Source organism: Flavobacterium sp. AED (genome assembly GCF_000812945.1).
Lineage (GTDB): Bacteria > Bacteroidota > Bacteroidia > Flavobacteriales > Flavobacteriaceae > Flavobacterium.
The window spans coordinates 411329-435586 of record NZ_JSYM01000003.1 but is presented as its reverse complement, the minus strand read 5'-3'; the positions used below and the strand labels follow the sequence as shown (position 1 = coordinate 435586).

At 34.3% G+C, this 24258-nt stretch carries 18 protein-coding genes and 1 tRNA gene; 13 read left to right on the top strand and 6 right to left on the bottom strand.

The window, feature by feature from the left end; genetic code table 11:
• The first annotated feature begins 3 nt into the window (after window positions 1-3).
• From OA85_RS13510 to OA85_RS13460, 11 genes are all read left to right on the top strand, one after another.
• On the top strand, window positions 4-1512 hold the full coding sequence (locus OA85_RS13510) for a RagB/SusD family nutrient uptake outer membrane protein (RefSeq protein ID WP_039110279.1): 1509 nt from the start codon (window positions 4-6) through the stop codon (window positions 1510-1512).
• A 14-nt stretch (window positions 1513-1526) separates the two neighbouring features.
• Entirely contained in the window at window positions 1527-2612 is a 1086-nt protein-coding gene (locus OA85_RS13505) for a hypothetical protein (protein WP_039110278.1), read from the top strand.
• Between the two features lie 9 nt (window positions 2613-2621).
• Window positions 2622-3581 carry a hypothetical protein gene (locus OA85_RS13500; RefSeq protein WP_039110277.1) on the top strand — a complete coding sequence of 320 codons (960 nt, stop codon included), beginning with the start codon at window positions 2622-2624 and terminating at the stop codon, window positions 3579-3581.
• A gap of 85 nt (window positions 3582-3666) precedes the next feature.
• Window positions 3667-4770 (top strand): glycoside hydrolase family 16 protein, encoded by a 1104-nt coding sequence (locus OA85_RS13495; protein WP_082014173.1) that lies wholly within the window; start codon window positions 3667-3669, stop codon window positions 4768-4770.
• 97 nt (window positions 4771-4867) lie between these two features.
• On the top strand, window positions 4868-5716 hold the full coding sequence (locus OA85_RS13490) for an endonuclease/exonuclease/phosphatase family protein (RefSeq protein ID WP_039110276.1): 849 nt from the start codon (window positions 4868-4870) through the stop codon (window positions 5714-5716).
• Window position 5717: 1 nt separating this feature from the next.
• Complete coding sequence (locus OA85_RS13485; protein WP_231557105.1) at window positions 5718-7172, top strand: glycoside hydrolase family 30 beta sandwich domain-containing protein; 1455 nt, start codon at window positions 5718-5720, stop codon at window positions 7170-7172.
• A 43-nt stretch (window positions 7173-7215) separates the two neighbouring features.
• Window positions 7216-8673, top strand: a complete 1458-nt coding sequence (locus tag OA85_RS13480; RefSeq protein ID WP_039110275.1) for a glycoside hydrolase family 30 beta sandwich domain-containing protein — start codon at window positions 7216-7218, stop codon at window positions 8671-8673.
• A gap of 33 nt (window positions 8674-8706) precedes the next feature.
• On the top strand, window positions 8707-10446 hold the full coding sequence (locus OA85_RS13475; protein WP_039110274.1) for a cellulase family glycosylhydrolase: 1740 nt from the start codon (window positions 8707-8709) through the stop codon (window positions 10444-10446).
• A 76-nt stretch (window positions 10447-10522) separates the two neighbouring features.
• Window positions 10523-12751: a glycoside hydrolase family 3 N-terminal domain-containing protein gene (locus OA85_RS13470; RefSeq protein ID WP_039110341.1), complete on the top strand. Its 2229-nt coding sequence runs from the start codon at window positions 10523-10525 to the stop codon at window positions 12749-12751.
• Between the two features lie 1008 nt (window positions 12752-13759).
• Entirely contained in the window at window positions 13760-14515 is a 756-nt protein-coding gene (locus OA85_RS13465) for an NUDIX domain-containing protein (RefSeq protein ID WP_039110273.1), read from the top strand.
• 294 nt (window positions 14516-14809) lie between these two features.
• Window positions 14810-16729 (top strand): alpha-amylase family protein, encoded by a 1920-nt coding sequence (locus tag OA85_RS13460; protein ID WP_052257258.1) that lies wholly within the window; start codon window positions 14810-14812, stop codon window positions 16727-16729.
• Between the two features lie 73 nt (window positions 16730-16802).
• On the opposite strand, the gene OA85_RS13455 is transcribed toward OA85_RS13460, so the two are convergent.
• From OA85_RS13455 to OA85_RS13445, 3 genes are all read right to left on the bottom strand, one after another.
• Window positions 16803-16877: transfer RNA gene (locus tag OA85_RS13455), tRNA-Val, on the bottom strand.
• A 206-nt stretch (window positions 16878-17083) separates the two neighbouring features.
• Window positions 17084-17878, bottom strand: a complete 795-nt coding sequence (locus OA85_RS13450) for a hypothetical protein (protein ID WP_039110272.1) — start codon at window positions 17876-17878, stop codon at window positions 17084-17086.
• 117 nt (window positions 17879-17995) lie between these two features.
• Window positions 17996-19231, bottom strand: coding sequence for a folylpolyglutamate synthase/dihydrofolate synthase family protein (locus OA85_RS13445; RefSeq protein WP_039110271.1), 1236 nt, complete (start codon window positions 19229-19231; stop codon window positions 17996-17998).
• Between the two features lie 129 nt (window positions 19232-19360).
• On the opposite strand from OA85_RS13445, the gene OA85_RS13440 reads away from it, so the two are divergent.
• The gene (locus OA85_RS13440) at window positions 19361-20056 is read left to right on the top strand and encodes a MotA/TolQ/ExbB proton channel family protein (protein WP_039110270.1); all 696 of its coding nucleotides are present in this window, start codon (window positions 19361-19363) and stop codon (window positions 20054-20056) included.
• A gap of 1 nt (window position 20057) precedes the next feature.
• On the top strand, window positions 20058-20453 hold the full coding sequence (locus tag OA85_RS13435) for a biopolymer transporter ExbD (protein WP_035668225.1): 396 nt from the start codon (window positions 20058-20060) through the stop codon (window positions 20451-20453).
• A gap of 121 nt (window positions 20454-20574) precedes the next feature.
• Here OA85_RS13435 and OA85_RS13430 read toward each other — a convergent pair whose 3' ends face one another.
• The 3 genes from OA85_RS13430 to OA85_RS13420 form a co-directional block, all read right to left on the bottom strand.
• Window positions 20575-21474, bottom strand: coding sequence for a hypothetical protein (locus tag OA85_RS13430; RefSeq protein WP_039110269.1), 900 nt, complete (start codon window positions 21472-21474; stop codon window positions 20575-20577).
• 193 nt (window positions 21475-21667) lie between these two features.
• Window positions 21668-22894, bottom strand: coding sequence for a Glu/Leu/Phe/Val dehydrogenase dimerization domain-containing protein (locus tag OA85_RS13425; protein ID WP_039110268.1), 1227 nt, complete (start codon window positions 22892-22894; stop codon window positions 21668-21670).
• A 67-nt stretch (window positions 22895-22961) separates the two neighbouring features.
• Window positions 22962-24032: an anhydro-N-acetylmuramic acid kinase gene (locus OA85_RS13420; protein WP_039110267.1), complete on the bottom strand. Its 1071-nt coding sequence runs from the start codon at window positions 24030-24032 to the stop codon at window positions 22962-22964.
• Window positions 24033-24258: the final 226 nt, after the last annotated feature.

The window sequence follows — 24258 nt, the reverse complement described above, 5'->3', positions numbered from 1 at the left end:
ATTATGAAAACGATAAAATTTAAATATTTATTTATAGCAGCAGCACTGGTTTCCTTAGGCTCTTGTTCTGAAGAGTTTGTGAATGTTACACCAAAAGGAGCCTTTCTTTCTGATAATTATTATGCTAATGAAGAACAAGCGACTGCAGCCCTAGTTGGAGTTTATGATCCAATCAGAAAAAATTCAGGCGGTTTTGAAAATATAATTTCCATGATGAACGCAGGTTCAGATGATTTTTATGCCGGTGGTGGTGGTTCTACAGATGGAGCAGGAATTCAAGCTTTCTCCACACATACGCTTACTTCAACAAATGTACCTGGCAGTTTTTGGAATGATCATTACCAAGGGATTTTTAGAGCAAATACCTTGCTTTTAAAATTACCGGATGTTGCAATGGCAGATAATCTAAAATCCAGATTTACTGGAGAGTCGAAAGCCTTGCGTGCTATCTATTATTTTAATTTGGTTCGAATATTTAAAAACGTTCCATTATTATTAGAGCCATTGACTGCGACTAATATGTATGAGGTAGAGCAAGCAGCTCCTGAAGCCGTTTACGCTCAAATAGAAAAAGATTTGTCAGAAGCAATAAGTGTTTTGCCAACAAGTGTTCCAGCTGCAACAGAATCTGGACGTCTTACAAAAGGTGCCGCTCAAGCAATGCTTGGTAAAGTATATTTGTATGAAGGTAAAAAAACGGAGGCAGCTACTGTTTTGGCTCAAGTAAATGGTACACCGGGCGCAACGAATCAATACGGCAATAAATTGTTGTCTAACTTTAATGATTTATGGGTTGTTGCCAATAAATTTAATACTGAGTCAATTATTGAAGTATCCCACACAAGTGCCGGTAATTCTGATTGGGGATTCTGGGGAAGTGGTAGAGATGAAGGGAATTCATTAAATGTTATGGTAGGTCCTAGAAGTTATTCGAGACCATCTGGTTCTACAGCTGCAGATTTGCCATCAGGATGGAGTTTCAATGTTATCACACAAGATTTATATGATGCCATTAAATTAGATCCAAGATTTGGGGCTACTGTATTTGATCTAAAAGCTCTAAAAGCGGCAGGTCAGGCAGATTATATTGGAGGCTATCAAGATACAGGATATTTCTTGAATAAATTCCTTCCAAGAAAAACAGATGTTCGTACTGGTGGTGGAGCAGCAGAGTTAAATTACAGACAGAATACTTATGTAATTAGACTTGCCGATACTTATTTGATGGAAGCTGAAGCATTAGGTTCAGGAGCAAGAGCTCAAGCTTTACTTGATGCGGTTAGGGCAAGAGTTGGTTTGCCTTCTGTTCCGGTTACACTTGCGGCTATTAAAAATGAAAGAAGAATGGAACTTGCAGGCGAAGGACATAGATTCTTTGATTTAGTGAGATGGGGAGATGCTGCAACTAAATTAGCAAACAGAGGTTTCGTAGCAGGTAAAGATGAAATTTTTCCATTACCAACCAGAGAACTTCAAGGAACTAAATTGAAACAAAACTCAGGGTATAATTAATAAAAGATAAAATTATGAAAAAGATAAAATTTATTTTCAGCTTTGTATTACTACTGGCTGTTACTATAAGTTGTACTGTTGAGGGAATCAATAATGACACTGCTCTTTTAGGGACAGATTCATCAGCAAATGTCAATAAAATATTTGATATCAGTACGGATAACTCAGGGAAAGTAAAGATAACTCCAACAGCTGATGGCGCTACTTCGTTTCAAGTAGTTTATGGGCAAGGTACTGGATCACCAGCAACAGTTGCTCCAGGAGCAAGTACAACTCACGTTTATCCTGAAGGAAAATATACGGTAAAAATTATTGCTACTTCTATCTCTGGTGCTAAAACAGAACAAACATTTCCATTAGATGTTGTTTATAGAGCTCCCGAAAACTTAATCATTTCTACCTCTGGTGAGATGAAAGTAAAAGCTACAGCATTATACGCTAAATCATTTTTAGTATATTATGGAGATGTGTCAAATGAAGTAGGTACACCAATGGCTATAGACCAAGAATTGCCAGCTCATACATATCCGGCAACGGGAGGACCTTTTGTTTTGAAAGTGATAGCCCAAAGTGGTGGAGTGGCAACTGCGCAAGGAACTAAAACATTATTTGGATTCCCTATTGATTTTGAAACTGCAGCCGTAAATTACTTTTTTGGAACTTTTGGTGATGTGACTTTTTCTAAAGTAGCAAATCCAAATGCGACAGGTTTAAATACTAGTGCAACAGTAGGTAAATATACTAAACCAACTGGAGTGCCTTCATGGAGTGGTACGTATAGTCCATTGAATATCCCTCTTAATTTTGCGTATGGAAGTAAAATTAAAGTTTTAGCTTACAATCCTGATCCTGCAAATATTGGTAAAAAATTAAATGTTGAATTAGAATGGGCTGTTGGTGGAACTCCTGCAAATGGAGTTGCGGTACTAAAAGCACCATTTACTACATCTGGCGCTTGGGAAGAAATTGTATTTGATTACAGTACTATTTCAGGGATACCTGCAGGAGCTAAATTTACACAACTTGTTTTGCGTTACAATGATTCAGATCCTGGAGTTGGAGAAGTTATTTATGTTGATAACATTCGATTAACAAATTAAAATAAAACTATGAAAACAAATTTAAAATATATTTTTGGTGTTTTCTTGGTGTTGCTTCTAACATTAAGTAGTTGTACTCAAGAAACCTATTCGTTAGGAGATTTAACAGCTCCGTCAAATATTGTTGTCAATACAGAAGTTGTAGGGCAAGATGCAGCGCATCCAAATGGTGACGGTTCAGGAAGCGTAAAAATTTCTGTAACGGGAGAAAATGCTCTTTCATATAAAATAGATTATGATGCTAATACTGCAGTAGATTTAATCTATTTGCCTAATGCTACAGCTACTAAAAAGTACACAACTCTTGGTATAAATACCTATAGGATTACTGTTGTTGCTTATGGTAAAGGTGGGTCTTCTACAAATGTCACTAAGGATGTTACGGTAAGAAGTGATTTTACTGTTGATGCTTCAATCGTTACAGCTTTAACAAATAATGCGTCAAAAACTTGGGTTGTTGATAAAAGCGTAACAGGTCATCTTGGTGTTGGTCCATGGAGTGTAGATTCTATTAATCCAGAATGGTGGGCTGCTGGAGTTAATGAAAAAGTTGCTTCTGCAAATGGGTTTTATACAGCCACTTTTACTTTTGCTAAAGTTACCGGAACAGGAACTTATTCTTTACAAGTTACCACTCCGGATGGAGCATTCACAAAAACGGGTTCGTTGACAAGTCTTCCGGGTATTCCATCATCAGGTGATGAAGGATGTTATCCTTATGGAGGAGGAACTTCGGCTTTTAGTTTTATACCTGCATCATCAGGAGCACCTGCTGTTGCATCTAAGCCTGCAAATTCCCCTTCTACTCAGACTAGTATTTTATTATCAGGAGTTAATACCTTTATAGGGTATGGTGCTGTTCAGAAAGAATATGAGATTTTGGCTATAACATCAACTTATTTGTATGTTAGAGTTCAAGGAACTGAAACTGGAAATGCGTGGTACTTAAAATTAAAACCAGCACTCTAATTAATTGAAATTAAATGTGAGCTCAGAACTACATTTGGTAGTTCTGAGCTTTATTTTAACATTAGTTTTAAAAAAATAAAAAAATATGAAAAATAATGTGTTGATTCAATTTTCAAAAAACAATAATTATCGATTTTCAAAAGTTCTGTTTTTCATTGCTTTAGCTAATTTTTTCATGTTGTTTTCCTGTAGTGGGAGTACTAATGATGGAAGTGAAGCTGTAATAACGCCTTCAAATCTTGCAATTTCAGCAACAGTAGTTGGAGTAAGTGCACAAAATCCAAATGGGAATGGTACCGGAACTGTGAATTTTAGTATAAGTGCAACTAATGCAACTTCCTATAAAATTTTACTTGGAAATGGAGAAACTAAAGAGCTAACAAGTGGGGATTTTACTTATACCTATACAACATCAGGGACTAATACTTATGTTATATATGTATCTGCATACAATTCAGAGCATTTTATTTCTTCCAAGCTTTCATTAACAGTTTTTGTGGGATCTTCTTTAGTTTGGTCAGATGAATTTAATATTGACGGAGCACCTGATGCCTCCAAATGGAATTTTCAAGTATGGGATCCAGGTTATGTAAACGACGAACTTCAATCGTATACCAATCGTTCAGAAAACACCATTGTTGAAGGGGGAGTTTTGAAAATAAAAGCCATTAGGGAACAATATGGGAAAGGAAACTATACTTCTGGAAGACTGGAATCCAATGGAAAATTTGATTTTACTTATGGCAAAATAGTGATTAGAGCAAAATTACCTACTGGAGTTGGGACTTGGCCTGCAGTTTGGATGCTGGGAAGCAATATTGGCAGTGTTGGGTGGCCTGCATGTGGTGAAGTAGATATTTTAGAATCTGTTGGGAAAGAGTTGAATGTCAATCATTCATCATTGCACTCCCCCGGGCGTTCAGGAAATACTCCAGATACAGGAACTATAAATGTGCCTAATGATAATACCGAATTTCATATCTATACAGCTGATTGGACGGCTACTTCTATAAAGTTTTACGTAGATGATATTTTGTATTATACGTTTGTAAATTCAGATAAATTTCCATTCAACAAAAACTTTTACTTGATTGTAAATTTAGCAATGGGAGGTGTTTGGGGAGGTCCTGTTGATCCTAATTTTACTTCTTCAACTTTTGAGATAGATTATATTAGAGTGTATAATTAATGGTGTTTTTGTTTAGTTAGTACGTTCTTCATTGTGAGCTTCTATATGTAAGTTGGATAGAAGCTTCAGTGGAGAATAATAATTTAAAAATAAAGAAATGTATCAGTCAAAAAAAATAATCTATTCGGTGTTTTTTCTTCTAATGAGTTTGTTTTCTCAAGCCCAAACATTAAAAGTAATGACGTATAACATTCGTTTGGATGTTGCGAGTGACGGAGAAAATGATTGGAACCATCGAAAAGATTATTTTACATCGCAGATTCAATTTTACGAACCAGATATTTTTGGAGTTCAAGAAGCAAGACCCAATCAAGTTATTGATATTGCAACGGCGCTATTGCAATATGATAATGTAGGTATTGGGAGAGAAGGAATTGGAAAAGGAGAATCTTCGAATATTTTTTATAAAAAGGAAAGATTTAGCGTTAAGGAAAGCAACACTTTTTGGCTTTCTGAAACACCAAATGAAATTTCTATGGGATGGGATGCCGCTTGCAACCGAGTTTGTACGTATGCGCTGTTCAAGGATTTGAAAACAAAACAACTGTTTTGGGTTTTTAATACGCATTTGGATCACATTGGCGAAGACGCAAGAACCAAAGGAATACAGCTTATTCTTTCGAAAATAAAGGAACTGAACACTAAAAAATATCCTGTAATTTTTATGGGAGATTTCAATTCAGAACCTAACGAAGATAGAATAATCGCACTAAAAAAAGTAATGAACGATTGTAGAGAAGCTTCAGTAGAGAAGCCTTTTGGACCTTCTGGAACATTTAATAATTTTGTACATAATGAACCAGTAACCAAATTGATAGACTATATTTTTATTTCTAAAGACAGTGTTTTAAAAGTCAAAAAATATGCAGTTTTAAGCGATTCAAAAAATGTAAGATATCCATCAGACCATTTGCCGGTTTATGTCGAAATAAATTTTAATAATTAATATGAATACTATAAAATATACTATGAAAATTTTCTTTTTAATAACCTTATCAGTCCTGCTATCTAAATGTTCTCCGGCTAGTGATACTGTTAATCCTACTCCAAAACCAACTCCACCGGTAGCAGTAAATGAAGTTGACTTTTGGTTGACCAAAGGCAATCAGACTGTAAATCTTCAAAAGCAAACATCAATTTTAGCATTTGGGACAACCTATAATAATTATGCTACTATTGAGGTTGATGATTCTCAGACATTTCAAAGTATTGATGGATTTGGATACACTTTGACTGGAGGAAGCGCTCAAGTTATTAATTTATTAAATACACAAAAAAGACAAGAATTATTGCAAGAATTATTTGGTGCCAATGGCAATTCAATTGCAATAAGTTATTTAAGAATCAGTATTGGCGCCTCAGATATGAATGCTACGCCCTTTACTTATGATGATTTGCCAAGCGGACAAACAGATATGAATTTAGACAATTTTAGTTTAGCTCCGGATAAAACGGATTTGATTCCCATGTTAAAAGAAATTGTGGCAATCAATCCAAAGATTAAAATTATGGCTACGCCATGGTCCCCGCCAGTATGGATGAAAGACAATGCTAATTTTATTGGAGGAAGTTTGAAATCGGAGTATTATGGAATTTATGCACAGTATTTTGTGAAATACATCCAAAAAATGAAAGCCGAAGGGATTACTATTGACGCCATTACGCCACAAAATGAGCCGTTGCATCCTGGAAATAATCCTAGTATGCTGATGCTCGCTTCACAACAGGCCGATTTTATAAAAAACAATTTGGGACCAGCTTTTCAGGCTGCAAATTTGACGACTAAAATTGTGGCTTATGACCATAATTGCAACAAACCGGAATATCCTATAGCAGTTCTAAACGATTCTGGAGCTTATCCTTTTGTTGATGGTTCTGCATTTCATTTGTACGAAGGAGATATAAGTGCTTTGTCAACAGTTCACAATGCTTTCCCTAATAAAAACTTATATTTCACAGAACAATACACATCCTCAACCGGAAGTTTTGAAGGGGATTTGAAATGGCATGTGAAAAATGTTGTTATTGGTTCTATGAGAAATTGGAGCAAAACAGCATTAGAATGGAACTTAGCCAATAATGCTTCTTTTGGGCCTAATACTCCGGGTGGTTGTACAACCTGTAAAGGAGCATTGACGATAAATAGTAGTGATAATTTTACCAGAAATGTAGGGTATTATATCATTGCACATGCTTCTAAATTTGTGCCTGCAGGTTCCGTTAGAATTGCAAGTACTATAAGTGGGAACTTGAATAACGTAGCTTTTAAAACACCAAGTGGGAAAAACGTTTTAATTGTTGAAAATGATGGAAGTAATGCTGAAATTTTCAATGTTAAGTACAATGGAAATTGGGTAACAACGTCATTAGAATCGGGTTCAGTAGGGACATTTATTTGGTAAAACTGCCTATATTTGGTAAAATAACATACGTAATATTTATAGAATGAAAAAAATCACAACGGCTGCACTTATAGCAGTGTCTATTTTGGCTTTTGCTCAGCAAAAAAGTAAAATACAATCGAAGCCTTTTTCAACAAATAATAAGACAGTTACCGTCTATACTACCGCAGACGGGACAAATTTAAGATTAACAAAAACAGATAATCTGCAATTCACGGACTTAAAACAACCTTTAGAAACTCAACTGTGTGTTTTTGTGAATCCAAGTAAAACTTTTCAGACATTTTTGGGTATTGGTGGAGCAATAACGGATGCGAGTGCTGAGGTTTTTGCTAAATTGACTAAAGAAAATCAGAAAGAATTCTTAGAAGCTTATTATGATAAAGAAAAAGGAATTGGGTATTCAATAATAAGAACGAATATTCACAGTTGTGATTTTAGTTCAGGAAGTTATACTTATATTGATGAAGGTGATGCAGCTTTAAAAAGTTTCAACATTGCACATGATAAAGAATTTAAAATTCCATTAATCAAAAAGGCAATTGCAGCAGCTGGAGGTAAGGCTACATTGTATGTAACTCCATGGAGTCCACCAGCTTTTATGAAAGACACTAAAAACATGTTGAGAGGTGGTAGATTACTACCTGAATTTTATCAGTCTTGGGCTAATTATTATGTGAAATTTATTAATAGCTACCAAAAAGAAGGAATTCCAGTTTGGGGATTGACAATTCAAAATGAGCCAATGGCTAGACAAACATGGGAATCCTGTATTTACACGGCCGAAGAAGAACGTGATTTTCTGAAGAATTATTTGGGACCAACATTGAAAAAAGCAGGACTTGGTGATAAAAAAATTACGGTTTGGGATCACAACAGAGATTTACTGGCACAAAGAGCGAGTACAATTCTTGATGACCCGCAAGCTAATAAATATGTTTGGGGAATTGGTTTTCATTGGTATGAAAACTGGAGCGGAGGAGATTCTATGTTTGAAAATGTTGGAAAAGTGCACGAAATGTATCCTGACAAAAACTTAATGTTCACGGAAGGTTGTGTTGAGAAATTTGATTTTAAAAAATTACAACTTTGGGCAAATGGGGAACGATATGGAGAATCCATGATTCATGACTTTAATAATGGTACAGTAGGTTGGACAGATTGGAATATTCTTTTGGATGAAAATGGAGGACCAAATCATGTAGGAAATTTTTGCTTTTCGCCGATACATGGCGATACAAAAACAGGGGAATTAATCTATACGCCTTCCTATTATTTTATTGGTCATTTTTCTAAATTTATTGGTAAAAGCGCAAAAAGAATAAGCAGTGTTTCCAGTCAAAGCTATTTAATGACTACTTCGTTTTTAAACCAGAATGGTAAAGCAGTAACGGTGGTTATGAATAAAACCGATAAGAAGTTGAAGTATAATTTGTGCATTGGAACAAAAGCTGCCGAAATTTATATACTGCCTCATGCTATTCAAACATTAGTTTATTAAATGCCAAAAACGATTTGTTTTAAAATCTTCTCTATGAAAAAAATAGTTCTATTATTTCTTATTTCTTTATCAGTTTCCTCCTTCGGACAAGGATTTCTACATAGAAATGGACAGAAAATTGTCGATGGAAATGGACAAAATGTGGTGTTGCGCGGTTTGGGATTAGGAGGATGGATGGTTCAGGAAGGATACATGCTTCAAACTGGTTCGTTTGCAGGTTCGCAACATGCAATAAAACAAAAGATTACGGATTTAATTGGAACTAAAAACACGGAGAAGTTTTATGATGCCTATAAAGCAAACGGAATTACAAAAAGCGATATTGATTCATTGGCGGCTTGGGGTTTCAACTCCATTCGATTGCCCATGCATTACAACTTGTATACATTGCCTATTGAAAAAGAAGCAGTTTCGGGTCAGAATACTTGGTTGGAAGAAGGTTTTAAAATGACGGATGATGTATTGAAATGGTGCGCTGCCAATAAAATATATTTGATTTTAGATTTACATGCAACTCCTGGAGGTCAGGGAAAAGATGCCAATATATCCGATTATGATGATTCAAAACCATCACTTTGGGAAAATACGGCAAATCAGGATAAAATGGTGGCGCTTTGGAAAAAATTAGCATTGCGTTACAAAGATAATCCTTGGATTGGAGCCTATGATATTATCAATGAACCCAATTGGAATTTCACGGGAACGAATCAAAATGGATGTGATGAAAAATCTAACGCGCCTTTAAGAGCATTGCAAGTCAGAATTACAAAGACCATAAGAGAAGTAGATACCAATCATTTAATTTTTATAGAAGGAAATTGCTGGGGAAATAATTACAATGGGATGTTTCCGCTTTGGGACGATAATATGGCGTTGAGCTTTCACAAATACTGGAACGATAATGATACGGCTTCCATACAGAATATGTTGAATTTCAGAACCGAATACAATGTGCCAATTTGGTTAGGTGAAAGTGGTGAAAACTCTAATGTTTGGTTTAAGGAAGCAATCTCTTTGGTAGAATCCAATAATATAGGTTGGGCTTTTTGGCCAATGAAAAAAATTGAAAATTTAGCGGGAGTTACTTCGGTTACAAAAACACCGGAATACGAGCAATTATTGCAATATTGGGCAACCGGAGGAAAAAAGCCAACAGTAGCTTTTGCAAAAAAAGCGCTAATGCAAATTGCTGAAAACTACAAAATTAAAAATCTGACCATCAGATATGATGTGATTGATGCGATGTTCAGACAAGTGCAAACAACTGACACTAAAAAATACAAAAGTCATCCGTTGCCTGGAAAAGTGTTTGCAACAGAATATGATTTAGGGCAAAACGGATATGCTTATTTTGATAAAGATGTCGCCAATTATGATGGCACTAAATTTACCAAATGGAATAAAGGTGGTGCCATGAGAAATGATGGTGTTGACATTCAATCTTGCAATGATAAAGTTACTAATGGTTTTCATGTAGCCTTTATTGAAGACGGGGAATGGTTGCAATACACATTAAATTTAAATGCAGAGAAAACATTCGATGTTGATATTCGGTATTCAAGTGAAGTAGCCGGAGGGAAGCTTTTTCTTAAAGATGAAAACGGGCAACTTTCTGAAACCATTACGATTCCATCTTCTGGAGGGATAGGTAATTGGCAAACGGTGACTTTGAAAAATGTGGTTTTAAAACAAGGAACAAATAAAATTAGAGTCTATTTCGAAAAAGGAAATTTCAATTTAAACTTTTTAGAATTTAAAAAACCAAGCGAGTAAAAAATAAAATGCCATTTCCTAATTTTTGGATTATGGTATAAATGAAATTGATTATAAAATAACACAGCAATTAGAAATGAAAAAAATAGTAACTACAACACTTTTATTGACCTGCTTTATTACGTTTTCTCAACAAAAAACGATTGGCCAAAAAGTAGATGCTTTGCTAAAGCGAATGACTCTTGAAGAGAAAATAGGGCAACTTAATCAATATACTGGAGACAATGCTGCGACTGGACCAATAACCATAAATCCGAATAAACAATCCGAAATTAAAACAGGTTTAATCGGTTCTATGTTGAATGTTTTGGGAACGCAACACACGAGACAATACCAAGAATTAGCGATGCAATCGAGATTGAAAATTCCGTTGTTATTTGGCCAAGATGTTATTCATGGATATAAAACTACTTTTCCAATTCCTTTGGCAGAAGCCGCAAGTTGGGATTTAGATGCGATGGAACTTTCGGCAAGAATTGCTGCAACCGAAGCGGCTGCAAGCGGAATCCATTGGACATTTGCGCCCATGGTGGATATTGCGCGTGATCCTCGTTGGGGACGTGTAATGGAAGGTGCCGGAGAAGATACCTATTTGGGTTCGAGGATTGCTTATGCCAGGGTGAAAGGTTTTCAAGGGAAATTGGGTGATGTCAATTCCGTAATGGCTTGCGTGAAACATTTTGCGGCTTATGGAGCTGCTGTTGGCGGGAGAGATTACAATTCGGTTGATATGAGCGAAAGAATGCTTTGGGAAACGTATTTGCCACCTTTCAAGTCAGCTTTGGATGCTGGGGCGGCTACTTTCATGAATTCTTTCAATGACCTTAACGGAATTCCGGCAACAGGAAATAAATATTTGCAAAGAGACATTCTGAAAGGGAAATGGAATTTTCAAGGTTTTGTGGTTTCTGATTGGGGGTCAATAGGAGAAATGATCAATCACGGATATGTAAAAGACAGTAAAGAAGCCGCATTAGCTGCTATAACTGCAGGAAGTGATATGGACATGGAAAGTAATGCGTACCGATATAATTTGGCACAATTAGTAAAAGAGAAAAAAGTTCCAATTGCGCTAATTGATGATGCCGTGAAAAGAATTTTACGCAAGAAATTTGAATTGGGATTATTTGAAGATCCGTATAAATATTTCAATCCGGAAAGAGAACAAAAAGAATTGAACAATCCGGAACATAGAAAAGCAGCGAGAGAAGTTGCAGCAAAAAGTATTGTATTGTTGAAGAATGATAAAAACATTTTACCTATTTCAAAACAAACAAAAACAATTGCTTTTATTGGTCCGTTGGTTAAAGAACGCAAGCAAAACATGGGTTTTTGGTCCGTAGAATTGCCAGAAGTGGATTATGACAAACAAGTTATTTCACAATGGGAAGGTTTGCAAAATAAGGTTGGGAATACTGCGAAGTTGCTTTACGCCAAAGGTTGTGAAATTGAAGGTGATAATAAAGATGGTTTTGCTGAAGCGATCGCTGTTGCGAATCAAGCTGATGTTGTAATTTTAAGTATTGGGGAAAGAAGAGATATGAGCGGTGAGGCAAAAAGTCGCAGCAATCTTCGTTTGCCGGGCGTTCAGGAAGATTTGATAAAAGCGATTCAAGGGACGGGAAAACCTGTTGTGGTTTTAATCAACGCAGGAAGACCGCTTATTTTTAATTGGACTGCTGATAATGTTCCTGCAATTCTGTATACGTGGTGGTTGGGAAGCGAAGCAGGAAATGCCATTGCCGATGTTTTGTTTGGCGATTACAATCCTTCGGGGAAATTACCAATGTCTTTTCCAAGAGAAGAAGGACAAATTCCTATCTATTACAATCATTTTAATACAGGAAGACCAGCTAAAAACGAAACGGAATCCAATTATGTTTCGGCATATACGGACTTAAAAAACAGTCCTAAATTTCCTTTTGGATACGGGTTGAGTTATACCACTTTTGAATATTCTAATTTGAAATTATCTAAAAATAAAATAAAAAGTACAGAGACAATCGAAGCTTCAGTAACTATAACCAATTCAGGAAAAGTAGCGGGAGAAGAAGTAGTTCAGTTGTATTTAAGAGACAAAGTTGGGTCAGTAGTACGACCAATTATTGAACTGAAAGATTTCCAAAAGATAAAACTGAATGCTGGAGAAACTAAAACAGTAAAATTTAGTATTGACAAAGAAAAACTGTCTTTTTATAATGCAGCATTACAGTGGGGTACTGAACCTGGGGACTTTGATTTAATGATTGGATCATCTTCTGTAGATATTCGTTTGAAAGACACTTTTGAATTGATGAAACAATAATTACTGAAAGAATAGGGATTTGTTTTTTTAGATAAAATAAGGATTTATAGTAAATGATTGTGATTACTAAGGAGTTCTATTTCTTAAATCCTTTAATTTTATGTAAATAAAAAGGAATTTATTTTATATTTTAATAGTATTTTGGGCTTTATTGCTCAAAATTAATATATTTGATGCGGTATTTTTTTAATGAATCGCACTTGCTAGAATGTTGAAATTGATGTAGGTATGAATAAAAAAAGTATTGACTCTTAATCAATTTTCCTGATGAACTTGTAGTTATAGTATTAAATATAGGAAAACACATTTGATAAAGAGGGAATTTAAAAAAGAGGTTGACTTACAGGTCAACCTCTTTTAAATTCTGTTTCAATACTTTTTTAACAACAATTAATCAACAATTTTCGCAAATGCTTTTTAAATTTTGGTTAGCAGATTTCAATATTATATCTAGATTTTTACTTGTGAATTTTTCTCAAGAAAATAAATTTATTAATAAGTCTGATAAGATCGCTTCTAAAAACGAAGCTTTTTTTCCTCTTCAGTCCATGATGTTTTTCTAGAACAGTAAGAACTTTTTCTTCAATTATCTTTTCAAAACTAGACTTGTAGTTTATCCCTATCGTCTGCTTTTAGGCATAAGATTGAGTTCTTAACTAGTCACAATTAGTTGTTTTTCGTAATCTTTAATTTAGTTCTTTTTTGAGAGCTATTTATTGCTTTGGTAATACTTGTGTTGTTTTGACGCAATGTACATTTTTTTTTGATTTGCAATGCATTTCAAATGATTTTTTTATGTATCTTTTTTTTGAATATTTTTTAGTTAATTTTTGCGGGAGTATGTCTTATTATTGAATAGGTTTGTTTTTTATTCAAATCATTTCCTTGGTCTTTAAAGCGTAGAATTATAGGACTCGTTTTGAAAATGTAACATTCATTTATTTTCTTTGAAAAAATGAACTAAATTGCGCCTTTTAAAACGCATAAATTTAATACTATAAAAATCGCATGTTAAAAAATATTTTAGATAACAGGGAAAATTATCAGCCAGGTTTATCAATAGATTGTGTGATTTTCGGATTTCATGATAATCAGCTTAAGATATTATTGATAAAAACAAAATACAACGATCAGTGGGCCTTACCTGGTGGTTTTGTGCCTATTAATGAAGATATTGATCAAGCGGCAGTTAGTATTTTACATGGGAGAACAGGTTTAAAGGGAATTTTCCTGAGGCAATTTGCAACATTTGGAGCCGTTAAAAGAAATAGTATTGATTTTAGTAACGGCGTTTTGAATTTTTACGGGATACCTTTAGATGATGGGAAGTGGTATACGAATCGTTTCGTAACTGTAGGTTATTATGCATTAGTAGATTTTTTAAAAACGGTTCCGCAACCAGAAGGTAAAAATGAAATTGTGGAATGGATTGATCATGATGCGGTACCAGATTTGATTTTGGATCATAAAGAAATTTTGGATAAGGCATTGGAGACTTTACGAATGGAATTGAATCTAATACCGGTAGGGTACAATTTACTTCCTGAAAAATTTACGATACCTGAATTGCAAAAACTGTATGAAACTATATTAGGCAGAAAGCTCGATCGAAGAAATTTTCTTCGCAAAATAACTGCTATAGGAATACTTACAAAACTCGATGAAAAGAAAAGCAATGTGGCTCATAAAGCGCCAAATTTATATAGCTTCGATCAAGATAAATACAATGAAGTTGTAAAGAATGGGTTGCATCAAGGTTGGTAGTTTTTCTATGTTCCATGATTGATTCAAAAAAAAGAATATAAAGTGGAATGAAATGCATTTTTAAAACCAATTTGAAGAATAATAAACGATAAAGGCTATCCGAAAGGGTAGCCTTTATGCTTGGAAATAATAATGAATAATGTCTTTGTTATTTTTGTAATAAATTAGGTTCTTAATGTAATTTTTTTTCGGGATGCATTTTTTTATTATATTTAAAATCATTTTATCTTTGGAAATAGGACTCTATATTATTTTAAGATAAATAATGATAAATAGGTAAAAATTTATATAAATATGCAACAGGCTGAAAAGTTATCGAAATTGAATGTTTTCTTGGAAGATATAAAAATTAAAGACAAGAATTTTCATTTAAGATTGGGAGCAAATTTTCCAATTATTAGTGATTTATATCAAAAATTATATTCCAATAGTCCTTATAAAGATGAGGCGTTTGATTTATTATTGAAGTCTTTGGTCAAGAATTTTGAAGAACGTTCTGCTTTGCAAAAGAAACGCGATATGACGCGTGTTTCTAATCCTAATTGGTATTCTAGTGAGAAAATTGTTGGGATGATGTTGTATGTTGATCTTTTTAATACTGATTTTAATGGATTGAAAGAGAAAATCCCTTACTTCAGAGATTTGGGAATTAACACAGTGCATCTAATGCCTTTTTTGGATGTGCCAGAATTTGAAAATGATGGCGGTTATGCTGTGCGTAATTACCGTGAGGTGAATCCTAAATTTGGAACAATGAAGGATTTTGAAGCTTTGGTACAAGAGTTTCAAAAAAATGATATGAATTTAATTATGGATTTTGTGCTCAATCATTGTGCAGATCAGCATCAATGGGCTGTTGAGGCTCGTAAAGGGCATCCAAAGTACAAAGATTTTTTCTATTTTTTTCCAGACAGAAATTTACCGAATGCTTATGAACAAACAATGATTGAAATTTTTCCGGATACTTCACCTGGGAATTTCACCTATTTGCCAGAGAGTGATCAATGGGTAATGACTTTATTTTATGGCTATCAATGGGATTTGAATTATAAGAATCCAATGGTTCTAGTGGAAATGATAGACACCATGTTGTTTTGGTCTAATAAAGGAATAGATATTTTTCGTTTAGATGCTGTAGCTTTCATGTGGAAGGTAATAGGGAAATTTAATCAAAATTTACCGGAAGTTCATTCTTTGTTGCAGCTCTTTAAATTATGTGGTCAGATTGTGGCTCCGGGTGTTGCCTATATTGCTGAAGCGATTGTGGCTCCTGAGGAAATTATAAAGTATTTTGGTGAAGGAGTAGCTCAAGGTGATGAGTGTGACATTGCGTATAATGCTAATTTTATGGCGTTGAGTTGGGAAGCTTTGGCTACGCGAAATACTAATTTACTTAAAAAATCAATCAAAGCGGTTCCTAAAAAACCAAGAAATACAACCTGGATAAATTATGCCCGTTGTCATGATGATATAGGACTGGGATTTGATGACAAATTAGTTACTGAACTTGGATTAGACAGTTTACAGCATCGCTTGTATATTTTAAAACATTATTGTGATGGTTTTAATGGCAGTTTTGCATTGGGTGCGCGTTTTATGATTGAGCATGAAACTGGTAATGCCCGTATTTCTGGCTCTATGGCGGCATTATGTGGTTTTGAAAAAGCATTAAAAGAAAATAATCAAGAACAAATTCAACTAGCTATAAAACGTATCAATTTACAGCATGCTGTTATTTTGTCTTTAGGTGGTTTGCCAATGATTTATAGTGGAGATGAGGTTGCTCTGCCAAATAATTACGATTACTTAAATGATGAAAGTAAGAAGTATGATAACCGCTGGTTGCACCGTTCTAAAATGAATTGGAGTTTGGTCGAAAACATAGAAGATTCTGCATCGGCACAAGCTCAGGTTTATAAACAGTTAAAGCAATTAATTGAAATCAGGAAGCAAACTCCAGCTTTCGCAGATAATAATGATTTAGAATTTATTGATTACGGGAATACACATTTGTTAGTATATAAAAAAACGGATAGCAAAGGGGAGGAGATATGTGTTATTGTGAATTTTTCTGAATTTGATACTGTTTTTGAAAGAAGTTTGTTTGCTGATTTTAGTGGAGATAAAATGTATAATTTGCTAACGGCAACTGATATTGAGATTCACGAAAAAAACTTTATTAGCGCTTATGATGTATTGTGGCTTAGGAAATAACAAGGGGTAATCCTGAAAATTTAGAAAAATATAAGCATAAAAAAAACTCCATTATTTCTAATGAAGTTTTTTGTGGGCGATGAGGGGTTCGAACCCCCGACCCCCTCGGTGTAAACGAGGTGCTCTGAACCAGCTGAGCTAATCGCCCTAGTACAATTTAGTAATTTTCATTACCTTATTGCGAGTGCAAATATAAGCTTGTTTTTCGCTTATCCAAAACATTTCTGCACAAATTTTAATATTTTTTCGAAAGAATTTATATTTAATTGGTATTTAGTTTATTAGGTTTGATTGAATTTTCAAATAAACTCCGATTATAGATTGCAAGACGGAGTTTATTTGAAAATTTATAATTTATTTGGAAAGTGAAGGTTCGTTATGGTAAATGAAATCACCATGAATGCCTGTAAAAGCTTTGTTCAATCCATCAAAAAATACTTTTCGATCATCTTCTTTTGGCCAAGTTGTTTTTATTAACTCCGTTTGTTTATCGCTGGATTTTTCTAAATCGGATAAGGAATCATAATAATAAGCTTCGAGAAAATCCCTGCTGTCAGATCCCCAAGCATGACGATTTGGGTAATATCCTTTGATATAAGGGTTGTTCATGGTTATTTTTTCATTAAATTCTTTCATGCCTTTTCCTTGACCATTCAGCGACATTTGAGATTTTCGGATATAGACAACCATAGGTTCTTTTGAAGTGGGTTTGAATTCTTTAGATCCTGTAATTGAAGAATAGATTTCATCAGAATGCATAGGGCCGTAATACGTATTGTATTTATCAAAAAAGGCCTTTCTGATTTTTTCATCTGGCCAACCTTTTTTAATTAATTCATTAGAAACATCATTAGATTTTTCGATGTCTTCCCAAGTTTTAAAAACAGATACCAGTAAAACCTCAGAACTATTTTCTGTAAAATAATGATTAAGAATTTCGGAGCCAATTATTAAATCGTTCTTACTGGTGACTTTGTCAAAGTATTCTTGTTCGGTTTGTTTCCAGTCTTTCCTATCCGTATCTAAATTTCTGTGTAATGTCGTCACTGTAATAAATACAGGTTTAGGGTCCTCTTGAGCAAACATTCCGATGCTTAACATGAATGTTAAAATTAACAATCTCAATGCTAAATTGTCTTTCTTTTTCATAATAGTTTAAGAATTAAGTGATTAATGAATAAAAATAGTCACATAAATTTAACTAATTATGAGTCAATTAGTTGCGGAAATAAACAATTTATTTTTGAAGATAATTATTGCGCAAAGTTAAATCCCTTTATTTAAAGGCAATTCAGCTACTACAAACGTACTGCCACCAATAAAGATAAAATCATTTTTTGTGGCAGTATTCTTAGATGACTCATAAGCGTCTGTTACAGAGGTATATGTGTTTCCATTAAGATGATGTGTTTTTGCTTTTTCTTGTAAAATGGCAGCGTCTAAACCACGGGGAATGTTTGGTTTACAGAAATAATAAATGGCATTCTTTGGGAATAAAGGTAAAACTTCATCTAAATCTTTGTCATTGACCATTCCAAGTACAATATGTAGTTTTTCGAACGTTTCTTTTTGAATCTGGTTCATGACAATTTCTAATCCGTTTTTGTTGTGTGCGGTGTCGCAAATAACTTTTGGGGATTCACCTAGTTGTTGCCATCTTCCTTGAAGTCCTGTATTTTTTACAACCAGAAGCAAACCAGATTTGATATCATCCTGGAAGACTTTAAATTCTTTTTGCGCATTTAAAATAGCAATTGTTTGTATTGCGGTTTTTTTATTATGGAGTTGATAATCGCCAATTAAATCAGAAGGATAGGTTTCTGTAATTGAATCGGAAGCAAAATAGATTTCGGAGTTGCATTCTTTGGCTTTCGCCAAAAAAACGGGTTTGGTTTCAGGAGTATATTCTCCAATCACTACGGGAATGTTTGGTTTTATAATTCCCGCTTTTTCAAAAGCAACAGCTTCAAGTGTGTTGCCAAGAAATTGGGTATGATCCAATCCAATATTTGTAATAACGGATACAAGTGGCGTAATGACATTGGTAGCGTCTAATCTTCCGCCCATTCCAACTTCTATAATGGTGATGTCCACTTTTTCTTTTGCAAAATAATCAAAAGCCAATCCAACGGTCATTTCAAAGAAACTCATATCATTTGCTTCAAAAAAAGCTTTGTGCTTATTTGTAAAATCAGTAACAAATGCTTCAGAAATTTCCATTCCGTTAATTTTGATGCGCTCCCGGAAATCTTTTAGATGAGGAGAAGTGTATAATCCCACTTTATAGCCCGCTTCCTGTAGTATGGAAGCCAGCATGTGCGAGGTAGAACCTTTTCCGTTAGTTCCTGCAACATGAATGCATTTTATTTTTTCTTGAGGATTGTCAAGATGATCTATTAGTAAATGCGTGTTGGTTAAATCTTTTTTATAGGCCGAAGCGCCCTGCAGTTGGTACATCGGGAGTTGATTAAACATCCAATTTATAGTTTCCTGATAGTTCATTTTTTGAATAAAATAGTAGTTGTTTAAAATATTTTTCGATTTTTTTAGTTTAATAGTACATCGAAAAGTATCTTTATTGCAAAATTGAAATAATTTTTAGAATTAATGAGTAAAAATCAATAATAATATATGTTTAGTTTTATACAATTACAGGCCGACACTATTGCTAATGCTGCGTCAAACGTAGTAATCGAGAAAATTGCACCAAATACTGAAATCTCTGTTTTGGAATTTATTTTAAAAGGAGGGTTCTTCTTAATCCCAATTTCAATCCTATTATTCTATACTTTTTATTTGATTATAGAACGTACTTTATATATTAATAAAGCATCGAAAATTGATCACCGATTGATGTTAGATGTAAGAGATAATCTAAATTCAGGTAATTTGGAATTGGCTCGATCTATCGCTGAAAGAAGCAACACGTCTTCCGGGAACATTATTAAAGAAGGAATTCTTGTTATTGGCAGACCTATTGCCGAAATTGAATCTAATATGGATCGCGCTGCCGACATTGAAATTGGAGAAATGGAGAAGCATTTGGGTCAATTAGGTCTTATTGCAGGGATTGCGCCAACTTTAGGATTTATTGGAACTATTTCAGGAGTAATTAAAATATTTTATAGTATTTCGGTTACTGAAAATATTAGTATTGGTAATATCTCTGGTGGTTTATACGAGAAAATGATCAGTAGTGGTTCTGGATTATTAGTTGGTATTATTGCGTATAGCGCATATCACTTATTAAACGGAAAAATTGATAATTTTGCTTTGAAAATTCAAAAACAGATACTGGAATTCGTAAATATTATTCAAAGATCGTAACATGTCTATAAAACGAAAAAGAAGATTTCATGCCGAAGTGGCTACTTCGTCATTAAGTGATATTATGTTTTTCTTGTTGTTGTTTTTCCTGATCATATCCACTTTGGCTAATCCTAATGTTATAAAAATGACATTACCAAAAGCTAAGGCTAACGAGAAAACCAACAAGCAATACATCAGTTTGTCAGTTACCGAAGACAAGAAATTCTATATCGACAAACAACCGGTAGCATTTGAGGAACTAGAGGCGACTTTAATGTCTAAAATGAATAGTGAAAAGGATCAAACGGTTGTCGTGAGAATCCCATTTAATTTGCAAGTGCAAGACTTAGTTGATGTATTGCAAATAGGGGTAAAAAATAATTTGAAGTTTGTGATTGCTACCAGTCCAAAGTAACGTCATTGCGAGTTTTTAATAAGCAATTGCATAGTTGAGATTTTTCTTCGGATGATTGTAAATTATATAAAAAATGCCTCGATAAGTCGAGGCATTTTTTTTATGTTTAAATTATTGGTATTTAATTTAAATTGAAATTGTAAACAATCTTGCCCACTTGTTTTTCCGGGGCATCACTGCTGGCATCCCATTTAGTATTCATCGCTGCGATTCTTGCTTGATCTAGCAAACATCGCGCTGTATTAGTGGTTCCTTTTATACCGGCAATTGCATTTATAGTTCGTCCATTTCTATCTACAGAAACTTCTACAACAACTTTTCCTTCTTCGTTACAGGTGTATTTAGGTGCTGGTTTAGAAACTGCTTTTCTGTTTCCTAAGGAGTAACCGCTACCGCCTCCGGAACCACTTCCGTTTCCTCCTCCACTTCCAGAGCCATATCCACTACCAGTCCCTATTCCGTTTCCAGTGCCATTTCCGCCACCTGTTCCTCCACCGGAACCTCCAGTTCCGTAATAACCATTAGAACTTAAACTTCCGTTTGATTTTCCTTTATTTCCGGCAGCTTTGTCATCGCCATCACCACCTTTATTGGAACCTTTTAGAATACTGGATAACGCATCGTTAGTATTATTGGAAACTTTAGGTTTTACAACCACCGGTTTAGGTTCTTCCTTTACAACAGTTATTGGTTTTTTAGGTTTTTCTTTTTGAGGAATGACAACACTTTCTTCGGTACTGTTTTCCTGGGATAAGATAGCTTCTTGAGGTATTGTTTTTGTTGGTGTTTGTTTGGTTTGATTTTTTACTTGCAGCACTTCGCTTTTATAATTCGCTCCAGATCCTAAATCGCTATCTCCAAAATTAACGGTAACGCCGCCACCTCCACCACCTCCGGCAAGTTCAGCCAAGTTTGCTGGTGGCCAAAAGCGTATGAAAAATAAAATTAACAACATTGTCGCATACAAAAGAATTGATATTGCTAAAGATTTCTTTTGGTCTGATGAAATGGTGGAACTCATTTGTATTTTAAATTTAAAAAAGTGTATTACTAAAAAACGTTGAAAAGTACTAAAAATTGTCAAGAGTAAAAAGCTACTGAGGGAATATAAATAAGTTTGCTTTTATTTAAAATTAGAAATAAGAAAAGGGATTAAATAGATGTTGAATAATCTACTTAATCCCAGTTCCAATATGTTTTATGAATGCTATTTTTTAAGTAAGCTGTTTCAATGCAATTTCGAAAGCAGTGGCACTAATATTTGTTTTGCTTGGATTCAAATCATGTGCTTTTTCAATTGCCTTTTTAATGGTTTCTGATGTGTCTTGAAAGATAGCTTCATCCGTCATTTGTACTTTCTTTTCCATGAAATAAGCAAAAACGCGAGCCATTCCACAATTAGAAATAAAATCAGGAATCAAACTCACTTTATGATCTACATCTTCCATAATTGGACCGAAAAATATTTCTTTGTCTGCAAAAGGAACATTAGCACCACATGAAATTACTTCAAGACCATTAGCGATCAAGCTATCAATTTGAGATTGGGCCACTAATCTGGAAGCTGCACAAGGGGTAAATATTTCAGCACCGATTGTCCAGATTTTTTTATTGATTTCTTCAAAAGGAATCATGTTTTCGGCAACCAGTTTGTTTCCGTCTTTAGCAAGGAATAATGCTTTTATTTCTTCAAAAGTAAAACCTTCTTCATTTATTAATCCGCCATCTCTATCAATAATACCGATGATTTTTGCTCCCATTTCGGCCAAATAAAATGCTGCGGCTGATCCTACATTTCCAAAGCCTTGAACAATGGCTTTCTTGCCTTTTACATCGCCGCCATAAATAGTGTAATAATTACGAACTGCTTCGGCAACGCCAAAACCGGTTATCATATCTGCAATGGTATATTTTCGAGAAACATCCGGTGAGAATTTTGGATTCTCAATTACTTTAACCACACCTTGACGCAATTGACCAATTCTGTTGATTTTATCTGCTTCGGTAGGTTTGAAATGTCCATTAAAAACGCCTTCTTGTGGATGCCAAACACCACATTCTTCCGTCATGGGGATAACTTCATGAATTTCATCCACATTCAAATCGCCTCCGGTTCCGTAATAACTTTTCAATAAAGGAGAAACTGCTTTGTACCAACGTTGCAAAACGCCTTTTTTTCTTGGGTCATTTGGGTCAAAATTAATTCCGGATTTAGCACCGCCAATAGCAGGTCCTGAAACCGAAAATTTCACTTCCATTGTTTTTGCCAAAGACAAAACTTCATTCATATCCAATCCTTTTCTCATACGAGTTCCGCCGCCAGCAGCGCCACCACGAAGAGAATTAATCACAGTCCAACCTTCGGCTTCTGTTTCAGCATCTTTCCAATGGAAAACTATCTCAGGTTCTTTATTTTCGAATTTCTTTAATAAATCTTTCATTTATTGCGATATGTTTAATTTTGACAAATATAAAAAATAGAATAATGCGAATTATGTATTTTTGATATTATTTTGAGTAATAAATATTTCCAGAGCTGTGATCCATTTTAGCACCCGTAACGCTGCTCAAAACATTGATTTCTCCTCGTAATTTTAATACGCCAAGCAACGCAAAAATCAACGCTTCTTTGAATTCCAGAATTTTAGCTGACGGAATTATGATTTTCATTTCCGGTAAATAGAATTGAATACGTTCGATAAGAAAATCATTGTAGGCGCCACCGCCAGTTATATAAAGACTTCCGTTTTTATTAGGCAAAGCCAAAGCAATCTGTAGCGCTACATGTTCAGTAAACGTGCATAATTTGTCTTCAATAGTAATTTCAAAACTTTCGATTAAAGGTAAAACGGTTTCTTTTACAAATTCAAAACCCAATGATTTAGGATATTTTTTTTGGTAAAAATCCAAAGCATTTAATTCTTGTAGCAAATTAGTGTCGATTTTTCCAGTTCTAGAAATGGTCCCTTTATCATCATAATCGAATCCCAATTGATTAGCGTAAAAATTTAAAACGGTGTTTACCGGTGAAATATCAAAGGCAATTCGTTGCTTGTCTTGTTCAAAAGATACATTCGAAAAACCACCTAAATTCATGCAATAATCGTATTCAGGAAATAATATTCGGTCACCAATAGGAACTAAAGGAGCACCTTGACCGCCAAGTTGGACATCTTGTACTCTAAAGTCGCAGACTACCGTTTGGTGAATTAAAGTAGCGATTTCGGATAAATTCCCAATTTGAAGCGTAAACCCATTCTGTGGTTGATGTAAAATAGTATGTCCATGCGAACAAACGGCATCCAGGTTTTCGATTTTATGTTTTTCGATAAAAGCAGCAATAATGGAAGCGAGAAGGTGGGTGTAATCCTGATTTAATTTTTCGAGCTGTACTTTAGAGTAATCCACCGCAGATTTTAGACTTTTTATCCAGCTTAAACCATAGGCAATAGTTTCGCTTTCAAGAATTTCGAAAGTCCATTTATTGTTCTTTACACTAAATTGAATATGTGCTAAATCGACTCCGTCAAGCGAAGTTCCTGACATTACTCCGATAACGTTATAGTAATCTTCCTTCATTGAATAAAATTCTAAATCAAAATTAGTAATTTCATAATAAAAAAGTATCTTTGGATGCTTTTTTTAAATAAAAAGTAATTTAATGGAAGCAAATCAAAACAATCGTCAATTTTAAAACGAAAAGTAAAATATATAAAAAAAATTCTTAAGCTGTAAATTTAAGGATTGTAATTGAGTAATTTTACTTTTATTTGTAGAGTTGAAATTTTAATAAAATAAACAATAT